This is a genomic window from Insulibacter thermoxylanivorax (assembly GCF_015472005.1).
Taxonomy (GTDB): Bacteria; Bacillota; Bacilli; order Paenibacillales; family DA-C8; genus Insulibacter; species Insulibacter thermoxylanivorax.
The window spans coordinates 1-9622 of record NZ_BMAQ01000047.1; the positions used below are offsets into that span (position 1 = coordinate 1).

Annotated in this window: 11 protein-coding genes; 3 read left to right on the top strand and 8 right to left on the bottom strand. The window is 51.1% G+C overall.

The window, feature by feature from the left end; all coding sequences use genetic code 11:
* Positions 1-550: 550 nt before the first annotated feature.
* Both PRECH8_RS13595 and PRECH8_RS13600 read right to left on the bottom strand, forming a co-directional pair.
* The gene (locus PRECH8_RS13595) at positions 551-775 is read right to left on the bottom strand and encodes a hypothetical protein (protein ID WP_200967638.1); all 225 of its coding nucleotides are present in this window, start codon (positions 773-775) and stop codon (positions 551-553) included.
* 198 nt (positions 776-973) lie between these two features.
* The gene (locus tag PRECH8_RS13600; RefSeq protein WP_207161805.1) at positions 974-1678 is read right to left on the bottom strand and encodes a stage II sporulation protein M; all 705 of its coding nucleotides are present in this window, start codon (positions 1676-1678) and stop codon (positions 974-976) included.
* A 122-nt stretch (positions 1679-1800) separates the two neighbouring features.
* Between PRECH8_RS13600 and pdaB the strand changes: the two genes are divergently transcribed.
* Entirely contained in the window at positions 1801-2568 is a 768-nt protein-coding gene (pdaB, locus tag PRECH8_RS13605) for a polysaccharide deacetylase family sporulation protein PdaB (RefSeq protein WP_200967640.1), read from the top strand.
* Positions 2569-2593: 25 nt separating this feature from the next.
* Here the strand turns inward: pdaB and PRECH8_RS13610 are convergent, their stop codons facing one another.
* Complete coding sequence (locus PRECH8_RS13610) at positions 2594-3229, bottom strand: KinB-signaling pathway activation protein (protein WP_200967641.1); 636 nt, start codon at positions 3227-3229, stop codon at positions 2594-2596.
* 141 nt (positions 3230-3370) lie between these two features.
* Here PRECH8_RS13610 and gerD point away from each other — a divergent pair, with 141 nt between their 5' ends.
* Positions 3371-3958, top strand: coding sequence for a spore germination lipoprotein GerD (gene gerD, locus PRECH8_RS13615; protein WP_200967642.1), 588 nt, complete (start codon positions 3371-3373; stop codon positions 3956-3958).
* Between the two features lie 133 nt (positions 3959-4091).
* Here the strand turns inward: gerD and salA are convergent, their stop codons facing one another.
* From salA to PRECH8_RS13640, 5 genes are all read right to left on the bottom strand, one after another.
* Complete coding sequence (gene salA, locus PRECH8_RS13620) at positions 4092-5207, bottom strand: iron-sulfur carrier protein/transcriptional regulator SalA (RefSeq protein ID WP_200967643.1); 1116 nt, start codon at positions 5205-5207, stop codon at positions 4092-4094.
* A 37-nt stretch (positions 5208-5244) separates the two neighbouring features.
* On the bottom strand, positions 5245-6009 hold the full coding sequence (gene cwlD, locus PRECH8_RS13625; protein WP_200967644.1) for an N-acetylmuramoyl-L-alanine amidase CwlD: 765 nt from the start codon (positions 6007-6009) through the stop codon (positions 5245-5247).
* A 92-nt stretch (positions 6010-6101) separates the two neighbouring features.
* Positions 6102-7277 carry a sulfate adenylyltransferase gene (gene sat / locus PRECH8_RS13630; protein WP_200967645.1) on the bottom strand — a complete coding sequence of 392 codons (1176 nt, stop codon included), beginning with the start codon at positions 7275-7277 and terminating at the stop codon, positions 6102-6104.
* A 35-nt stretch (positions 7278-7312) separates the two neighbouring features.
* Complete coding sequence (locus PRECH8_RS13635) at positions 7313-8005, bottom strand: phosphoadenylyl-sulfate reductase (protein ID WP_200967646.1); 693 nt, start codon at positions 8003-8005, stop codon at positions 7313-7315.
* Positions 8006-8479: 474 nt separating this feature from the next.
* The gene (locus PRECH8_RS13640; protein WP_200967647.1) at positions 8480-8998 is read right to left on the bottom strand and encodes a CarD family transcriptional regulator; all 519 of its coding nucleotides are present in this window, start codon (positions 8996-8998) and stop codon (positions 8480-8482) included.
* A gap of 155 nt (positions 8999-9153) precedes the next feature.
* Between PRECH8_RS13640 and PRECH8_RS13645 the strand changes: the two genes are divergently transcribed.
* A complete protein-coding gene (locus PRECH8_RS13645; RefSeq protein WP_242457593.1) occupies positions 9154-9603 on the top strand; it encodes a MarR family winged helix-turn-helix transcriptional regulator in 450 nt (149 codons plus the stop codon).
* The last annotated feature ends 19 nt before the right edge of the window (positions 9604-9622 follow it).

Here is a 9622-nt window from a genome sequence, read left to right on the forward strand (position 1 = left end):
CCAGAGGGATATTACAGAGCTTTTGAACTAAGCTCGAAAGTTCATTCATTGACGTGTAAGATGCACTAACCGTCATCGGCTAGCCATGTCTTACTGTCAGGACATTACATGTTCGTTCTGCAGTTTTCAAAGAACAAGCGTGTTGATCTTGTCGTCACTCAGCGGCTTCGACATTGTCGTCGGCGCCTTAGGGCGACTTTTTTACTATAACATAGATTCGAGCAACTTTGCAAGTCTTTTTTTGTTTTTTCTTTCGGCCGATCCAGCGGCATCCTGCCAACCGTTCAGCCATGTGACTTGCTCAGCTAACGAATCAAGTTCGCCATCCTCGGTTCAGACTTATTAGAGTCCGTTGCCGAATTTCGGCGACGAAAAATAATTTATCATAGCTTCGCCTATGAAGTCAAGTGTTTTTTTATTTAATGCTGATATTACATGATCACTAAAATATCATGGCCTGTACCTAAGCACAAATCCTTTGGAATCGCCGCCCCTCGGACGGCGGCGGATCTTCTTCGCGAACAGACGCTGGCCGTATTATGATACATGGTCAAGTCTGCTTGAAACGGCGATTCCGGGCATATCTCGACAGTTCGTTCGGCGGAGCGAATCTGGCGAACATGCGGAAGATCACATGGTATCTCGCCTCTATCGCCCTCCTGATGCTCTCGTCGATCCTCTGATCCTTAAGATCAAGCAGCATCTCATCCAATTCCTTGCGCAGGATATAGTCCAATTCCCTGCACTCGCGTTCATTCAGCAGCAAGCCCAGCATAAGGTCAGCCTCCTGTTATTGAAGAACTGGTTCACAAGTGAAAAAAACGCGCTGATTATTAGACGTGCGATTCCCTGCTGCAGTCCAGCTTCCACTTCGCATGCGTCTAATAACATCGCGTTAATGTTATGTACACATTTTGGATTTTTTATGATGGGTTGTGAGAAGTTTTTTAATTCGCTCAGTTTCTTGGATTCGCTACGCTTCAAGCGCACTGTTCAGAAGCCACGGCGTGATCGTACTCTCGATGATAGAGGCGAACAGCAGCAGGATCACCAGGAAGCCAAACAGCGCCAGTCCCGACATGGCGATCTCGCCGAGCGTCTGCACCTGCGCTCTTTGACTCGGGAACAGTCGGCGCAGCGCCGTGATACCTAATCTTAATCCATAGCCAGCCGCGATGAAGATCGCCGGAAGTTCCAATATGCCGTGCGGCAACAATCCTCTGAAGATAAGATCCATAAGGGACAGGTCGGCCGCTTCTTGAAGTCGCAGAGTGAAGCCGATTAATACCCCATTAAACAGCATAGAGAGCACCGGAAACAATCCGAGGAAGATCCCGAGTACCATCATCACGAGTACGGCTCTGACATTGTTCAGAAAGATCACCATAACCGCCGTGAGCGTCGGCGTATCCGACCGCTCGATCTGATCTCGGATCTGGCCAAACACTTGTTCCGTTGTCTGCATCAACATCGCATCCAGTCCATCGGACGAATAGCCTGAATAGATGCCGTAAGCGAACAAGATCACCGCGGCCAGAATATAAAATTTGGAGCGATTGATCTCCTCAAGGACCATCCTCCATAACATGCGAATCTTATCCAAATCGTATACCTCCCGTCGTCTCAACTGCATCTGTGAGACCAATTCCGCATTCCCATGACCAATCGTTGTCTGCATATCCCGCTCCGATGCGCATACATATTACTATGAATCGGACGAGTACTCCATGACCGAAGGCAGCGATCCAGCACAGCGATCACTGCGAAACTTATGACTACGTTCTAAGGAGGAGCAGCACCATGAATACGTTCTACGTCATCAACGGCAGAAAGGTCAAACAAGCCCTATTCCTCATCGCAGCCATCCTGTTCATAGCATCCATCATCTATGTAGAGAGGCACAATGTCACCGTATTCTCATATGAAGAACCCTCGGCAATCTATAGTGTCGTGACGGACCAGAAGCTGATCGCACTGACGTTCGACATCAGCTGGGGGGATCGAACGCCCGGTCTGGTCTTGGACGTCCTGAAGGAAAAAGGCGTTGAGAAGGCCACCTTCTTCTTATCGGCACCTTGGAGCAAACAGCATCCTGAGATTACCGAGCGCATCGTAGCAGAAGGGTTCGAGGTCGGCAGCCACGGGCATAAATATGATAACTACAGCACTTTAGAAGATGAGGAAATCCGCAAACAGCTGATCATCGCCAACCAGATCCTCTCCGAAACGACCGGTGAGCAGCCCACGCTGCTCCGCTTGCCGAACGGCGATTATGACAAGCGTGTTCTGGATATTGCTAATCGCTTGGGGCTTACGGTGATTCAGTGGGATACGGACTCCCTGGATTACCGAAACCCCGGTGTCGATAACATCGTGCACCGCGTCGTCTCGTACGCTCATCCCGGCGATATCGTGCTGATGCACGCCAGTGATACCGCTGAGCAGACCCACCTGGCGCTGCCGGCGATCATCGATAAACTCAGAGCCGCCGGCTACACCTTCGTCACCGTCAGCGAACTGATCAATCACACGTCGATTCAAGGTCAAGAAGTCCGTGATAACCGCTGAAGCCCAAGGCAGATCCGTTAGAACATCAGCTCGTGGAACCGGGGTGCTGCTTGCTGATCACAGAAGCAGCAGCTTGGTTGTATTCGGAGCCGACAAGCTTCGTTAATTGCAGGATCTGCCAAGCATTGCAGAGCAGTAGCGGAATTACTCCTACGAGGATCTTCTCCACCGATCCTCCCTGCAGGCTGGGCGCTGCCTCGAAGGTCGTAGCTGCCACCATGAAGAAGATCGTGGGGATTAGCGCCTGCCCATTCGTCATCTTGATCTTAAAGTAAGCGACTAACCACGAGAACAGGAAGATCGCCAGCGGCAAGAGGATGTAATGAACGAATGAGCTTGACTCACTGTAGGTGACCATCTCCAGATAGACAATCGATATGCCGATCAGCACGAGCTGAATCAGGTTCCAAGTCGGCGTTCTGATCACACCGCGGACGATAAAATTCAGCATCATATAAGCGAAGAAACCCGCTTGGCTGACGATGCTGAAGAGCAGGCCGCTTAGGAAGAAATCGCGCAGATTAATCCACCAGTCATAACCCGTCATCGCCGGCAAGTTATGCAGATCCGTGGTCAGAAGCAGAAACCCGGCGAGCAGTCCTCCGGCACCGCCGATTCCTAGTGTTGTTAAGAATAGATAGAACCATTTGCGCAGTGTCATATAACGTCCCTCTCCGTACGCAGAAATTCTCTAGATTATTGTACCAAACTTCACAGAAAAATGCGAATATTTCCTTTCATAAATCCCCAGTCCCTCCCACATAATAACGTATAATTCATCTCTTATATAGGGGGAATCTCCATGCTTCGATTACGGCACATCATCCCTTGCATCCTCATGATCCTCCTGCTTGCCTCCTGCGCTGCCCAACAGCCGTCGAGCGGGGCCGACTATAAAGAGATCAAATCCATGGTCATCGACATCTTGAAGACCGAAGAAGGCAAAAAAGCGATCGAAGAAGCCCAGAAGAGCAGTGAACAAAGTTCCGGTGCGATCATGCAGATGCTTTCGTCTCCTCAGGGGCAGCAGATTCAGATGGCGGTCAAGGAAGTGCTGACGGACCCGAAGTATCCTGAATATCTGAAGCAGATGATGACGGACCCCAAATTCGCCGGAGAATTTGCCAAGGCCGTGCAAGAAGCGAACAAAGACATCCATAAACAGCTGATGACCGACCCCGAATACCAAAGCTTGTTAATCGATATCATGAAGCAAGAGGACTTTAAGAAGATCATCATGGAAGTCATGAAGGGGAAGGAATATCGACAGCAGACGATGACGATCATGCAAGAGGCGATCGAAAATCCCTTGTTCCGCTTGGAACTCATGGAACTTCTGAAGAAGGCCATGGAAGAGGAGAGCAAGTCGAAGGAGGAGCAAAAAGGCTGAGACAGCGGGGGAAGCAGCGGAGGGGGCGGCGGAAGTTAAAGAAGTTCAATGCATACGCCAAGAAGTGAGAAAAAGGGACTATCCAGTAAGTCCGCGTTGACTGACGGATGGACAGCCCCTTTCCTTATTGTGCCTATGCTTTCTCGATGACACGTGCGGCCAACTCTGCATAGAGCTTGCCTGTTTCCGAATCGGCTTTGTATACAGAAGGCGAATAATCCGGTTCGGAAGGATGATTGTCCGGCGCTCCGAGCGGGATCTGTGCCAACAGTTCTGTATGCAGCTCCTGCGCCAGTTTCGCCCCGCCCCCGCGGCCGAAGATATAATCCTTCTCACCGCAATGACTGCAAATATAATAGGCCATATTCTCCACTACGCCCAAGATCTCATGGTTCGTCTGCCGCGCCATCGCACCGGCTCTGGCGGCTACGAAGGCAGCCGTTGCATGGGGCGTCGTTACGAGCAATTCCTTGCTGTGGGGAATCATCTGATGAACATCGAGGGCGATATCCCCCGTACCTGGCGGGAGATCGAGCAGGATGTATTCCACATCGCCCCATTCCACTTCAGCGAAGAAATTGCGGAGCATCTTGCCCAGCATCGGACCTCGCCAGATGACGGGAGCATTGTCCTGGACGAAGAAACTCATCGAGATCACCTTCACGCCAAAGCGCTCTACAGGCAGGATCTTATCCCCCTCCAGCTTAGGTACTTCTTCGATCCCCATCATATCGGGTACGCTGAAACCGTAGATATCCGCATCGATGATGCCGACTTTCTTGCCCGCTCTAGCCAAAGCCGCAGCTACATTCACCGTCACCGTCGACTTACCGACCCCGCCCTTGCCGCTGGCTACGGCGATGAACTTCACGCCCGAAGCAGGATCCAATAGCGGGCTGAGCATATGGGCGCCGCCCGGTCTGGGGCCGGCGGCCTGTGCATGGGCTGTTGCCTTCGCTGAAACGGCATTCGCCGCCAGTTGTCTCTCTATCTGCTGGCGCTCGATCTCCGTCAACGTGCGAAAGCGAATATGCGGTTCCTTGCCGCCTATCTCGCGGATGATCGCCGAGACCAGCTTGCTTAATCTCGTCTTCTCCTCTTCGCTGTCCTCGGCCAAGACGATGGTCAGCGCAACCTGATCTTCGCGAACCAACACATCTCTGATCATGTTCAATTCCACGTATCCGCGCTCATATGTCGGCTCTCTAAGCCCTTGCAGCGCTTCCAAAACCCTATCTCTCGTAAGCATGTCACACCTCATCGCTTCGAAACTTGACTACATTATATCAATTATGCTCTTCTGTACCAAGCCTTTCCCCCGACATATAACGCAGCACACCTTCGTAGATCGCGGCAGCAACTTTACGCTGGTAGAGATCATCCGCAAGCAGCTTAGCTTCCTCCGGATTAGACAAAAATCCAACCTCCACCAAGGCCGCCGGCATCTTCGCCGTCTTCAGCAAGTAAACCTCATGGGGCGTTAGCTTGGCTTGCCTGGTCGTATTAGCCAGCCCTTGGATCAACGAATCTTGGATGAGCTTGGCAAGCTGCTCATTGTCCGGGTGATTGGGGTAATAGAATGTCTGCGCCCCCCGCCACCTGGGGGAATCGATGCTGTTCAGATGAATGGTCAAGAGCAGGTCCGGGTTCTTCGACTGCACATATTCCGCTCGTCTCGTCAAATCCTGTCGCTTGCGGTTCCTGCGGTTCTCCGGATCCGCAAGGTCCTTATCCGTCTCCCGCGTCATATAGACGATCGCACCTGCCTGCTGCAGATAGTCTCGGAGGTATAAGCTGATCGTGAGCGTAACATCCTTCTCCACCAGCCCGTCCTTACTCACAGCGCCGCCGTCTTCGCCGCCGTGTCCAGGATCAAGCACGATGACTTTACCGGAGAGGGGAAGCGCCCATTCACTCCACGTGCGTTCCGAGCGAATCTCAGCTGCGATGAGGCTTGCCAGCACCCCCAGTGCACAGCAGGCGAGCAGCATCCTCCAGCCCTTCGGGTATCTGATCCAGATGACGATCTTGCCGCGTTTTCTTCTAAACATATAAAATATCCACCCCGACTCCATAGATTCTTTCTCATCTATATGGGTCAGAGTGGACAAATATACCCTTTCGTATACATCACTTTATCAGTTTAATTCATAGGGGCAGAGACGCGCTCGCTCATCCCTTCGATCAGGACCTGCGCGACCTCCGGTCTCGTGAACTCCGGCGGCGGGCTCTTGCCTTCTCTTAACATCTGACGTACCTTGGTGCCCGACAGATGCATACGGTCGGATGGATCATGGGGACAAGTCTTGCTCGAAGCCATGTTGCCGCACTTCGTGCAGTAGAAACTGTGCTCGAAGAACAGCGGGGTGATACCTAATTCCTCCGCCGTAAAGTTGAAGAAGATCTCCTGCGCCTCGTAGGTTCCGTAATAATCTCCCACTCCCGCATGATCACGCCCAACGATAAAATGCGTGCAGCCGTAATTCTTACGGACGATCGCATGGAAAATCGCTTCCCTCGGTCCCGCATACCGCATCGCTGCCGGGAAGACACCGAGGAACACCCGATCCTGCGGATAGTAATGCTCGAGAAGGACGAGATAGCTCTTCATCCTTACTTCCGCTGAGATATCATCGGATTTGGTCTCCCCAACAAGCGGGTTCAAGAACAAACCGTCCACGATCTCCATCGCGCTCTTCTGGATATACTCATGGGCGCGATGCACAGGATTGCGCGTCTGGAAACCGACGATGCGCCTCCAGCCCTTCTCAGCGAAGATGCGGCGGGTCTCAGCCGGATCGAAGTAATATTCTCCAAACTTTTCGCGCTGCGGCCGATTAAGAACCGTAATCGGGCCTCCTGCATAGACAGAGGAGCGTTCGAACAACTTCGCAACGCCCGGATGCGCTGGATCATCCGTCTTGTATACTTGGACAGCCTCATGGTGTTGATCCGCTTCGTAGATGCTCTCCACTTGCATGATCGCATAGATGATCCCGTCTTTCTCTCCGACTAACGCCACCCGTTCCCCGAGCTCAATCGCTTCTGCCGTTTCTTCATCAAAGGACAACGTAATCGGAATGCTCCATACTGTGCCGTCTGCAAGACGCATGCGATCGACGACGGATGAATAATCCTCCTGATTCATAAAACCAACGAGCGGCGAGAAGGCGCCGACTGCGATGCAGTCGATATCCGATATCGTCCAATTGTTAATCGGAATCTTCCGCAGGCGGGCTGCCTCTTGCAGATATTGCTCTCGCTCTTCACCGGTGACGAGACGATGGACGAGCGATCCTCCATGAGGTTGAATAGCCATCCCTATAGTTCCTCCTCCATTCCCATTGTCTTAGATTATTTATGAAGACCGCATTCGATCTTATCGAAGCCTGACCATCTTCCTGCGCGCGGATCTTCGCCTGGTTTGACAGGACGTGTGCAGTGCTCGCAGCCGATGCTCGGATAGTTCTGATCATGCAGCGGGTTATAGATCAACTGATGCTCACGGATATAATGCCACACATCATCCGATGTCCAATCAGCCAGCGGATTGAATTTCACAAGTCCAAACTTCGTATCATACTCGACTTTCTTCGCATTCGCCCGCGTAGGTGCCTGATCCCGCCGAATCCCAGTGATCCACGCATCATATTGGGATAGGATTCTTGTCAGCGGCTCCACCTTGCGGATATTGCAGCAGGCATTTGGATCCTTCTTCCACAGTTCGGGCGCTACTTGCTCCGCTTGTTCTTCCGGTGTCAACTTAGGCTTCACCTGGATGAAATCAATGCCGTACCGCGCAGCGATCCGATCCCGTGTCTCATAGGTTTCACGGAAATGAAAGTCAGTGTCCAGATAGAAGATGTCCGTCTTCGGGCTGATCTTCTGCAGCATATCGACGATCACAACATCCTCTGCTCCGAAACTGCAGGCAAACGTGATGTTGGGAAAACTCTCAACCGCATAAGCCAACAGAGCTTCCGGCCGTTCATACTCAAACTTCTCCGCCGCTTCGGCAATCCATCGTTCCTTCTCGAGTAAATTCATAACCAGACCTCCATAATCCCCCAATATTCCGAGTAAATATATGCGATTAATATAAATTAATTGTTACTGCTATTATATAAGTTTTCATTGGTTTGTCAATTCATTTTATTTATAAATGTCGACCGCCGTCCGCAATCATACAATCATCCTATTCGCCTAAGCCCAGAACAGTGAATGGACATCACAGATCCGCTCATCGTCCTGTATCATCAACGCGGGATTTTATACGATTATTAGGACAAACATCATCAGATCGCTGACCGGACCTAAGCTTACATCCTAAATTTAGGACAAAACCGGCAGGAAGGGGCACTGAACCCCCAGTGACACAAGATTTTCACACAAAAAAAGTTGGACGGAAACCTCGTAAGGTTTCTGTCCAACTTTATGCCGTCGTTGCATGCTGACATCAACATCAACTGACTCACTGTATTCTGCAGGCCATCGCCGACATCTGCCGACCCGTCGATGCAGTCAGCTGGTCTTGGTGGGAGCAGGATGGTTCTCGATCATCTCTTCCGTTTCACGCAAGATCTCTTCATAGGTGGTCCCAAGGGTCAACGCTAATTCCTTAAACAGGATCTGTTGAATATCCGCTAACATTCTCCGATCCACTTCATACAGCTGTTTGTTGTTGGCTTGCAGTTCCTTGTCCCTGCGCATCAACGTGTTAATCACCTTTGCGATCAGCATCCGGTCTGCGGAGTTAATCCATTCTTTGTATTTCGCATTGCGCTTCCGATAATCATCGATCCATTCAACGCCCGGTTCCTTAAAGGATAGCAGGACCTTCTCTGCTTCGTACCGCTCGAGCGTCTTCAGTATCTTCACCTTATCACTATCCACCGGGCAGCTGATGGTCAGATTATCATCCCCCAGCGGATGCATGACATAATAGGTTCTTGTCTCCCCCGCCAGCGTCCTTTCGCATATGTCGTCTATGCGGCAGAGCCCATGCGCCGAATAGACAATCACATCTCCGATTTCAAACATCCCATATCTCCCGTCCCGTAGATATCGTCAACCAAGTTTACAATCCTATTATACGCCTCATTCACAATTTTGTCAACTTGATTGACATTTTCAAGGGCGTTCTGTATAGTAGGCTGTGTTAACCAATCGATAATCGAGGAAAGCAGGGATATTCTTTGCAGTCCACCACGATGCATCAGCTTGACTTGATCGACCTGATCAGCGAGCGACATCTCCAACTGCGGGGGATGATCGAGAAACAGTGGAATCAAATGAACGATCTGCGCATCTCCAATTCAGAATGGTATATCATGGCCAAAATCCATGAGCGAGGCAAAACAACGATCTCCCGTGTAACCAAGCACGTGGGCATCACCCGCCAAGCGACCCATAAGTGCATCAAAAATCTCGAAACCAAAGGGATCGTTGTCATCAGCAATATGGAAAACAACCGCAAGGATAAGTGCTTGCAGCTGACGCCGCGCGGAGAGCAATGTTACCATATGTACGTATCAATCAAAGAGAATCTGGCTCGTAAGATCGCTGATGCGATCGGCGCCGAATCCTTTGCGAAGCTGAGACAGTTGCTCGAAGCCGACTGGGCATTAGAAGATCAAGAACAATAAAAACACCCCCAACCGTACG

Bases quoted from the DNA above. Each gene is read 5' to 3' on its own strand.
- PRECH8_RS13595 (WP_200967638.1), bottom strand. From the start codon at position 775: ATGCTGGGCTTGCTGCTGAATGAACGCGAGTGCAGGGAATTGGACTAT.
- PRECH8_RS13600 (WP_207161805.1), bottom strand. From the start codon at position 1,678: ATGCAGACAACGATTGGTCATGGGAATGCGGAATTGGTCTCACAGATG.
- pdaB (WP_200967640.1), top strand. From the start codon at position 1,801: ATGAATACGTTCTACGTCATCAACGGCAGAAAGGTCAAACAAGCCCTA.
- PRECH8_RS13610 (WP_200967641.1), bottom strand. From the start codon at position 3,229: ATGACACTGCGCAAATGGTTCTATCTATTCTTAACAACACTAGGAATC.
- gerD (WP_200967642.1), top strand. From the start codon at position 3,371: ATGCTTCGATTACGGCACATCATCCCTTGCATCCTCATGATCCTCCTG.
- salA (WP_200967643.1), bottom strand. From the start codon at position 5,207: ATGCTTACGAGAGATAGGGTTTTGGAAGCGCTGCAAGGGCTTAGAGAG.
- cwlD (WP_200967644.1), bottom strand. From the start codon at position 6,009: ATGTTTAGAAGAAAACGCGGCAAGATCGTCATCTGGATCAGATACCCG.
- sat (WP_200967645.1), bottom strand. From the start codon at position 7,277: ATGGCTATTCAACCTCATGGAGGATCGCTCGTCCATCGTCTCGTCACC.
- PRECH8_RS13635 (WP_200967646.1), bottom strand. From the start codon at position 8,005: ATGAATTTACTCGAGAAGGAACGATGGATTGCCGAAGCGGCGGAGAAG.
- PRECH8_RS13640 (WP_200967647.1), bottom strand. From the start codon at position 8,998: ATGTTTGAAATCGGAGATGTGATTGTCTATTCGGCGCATGGGCTCTGC.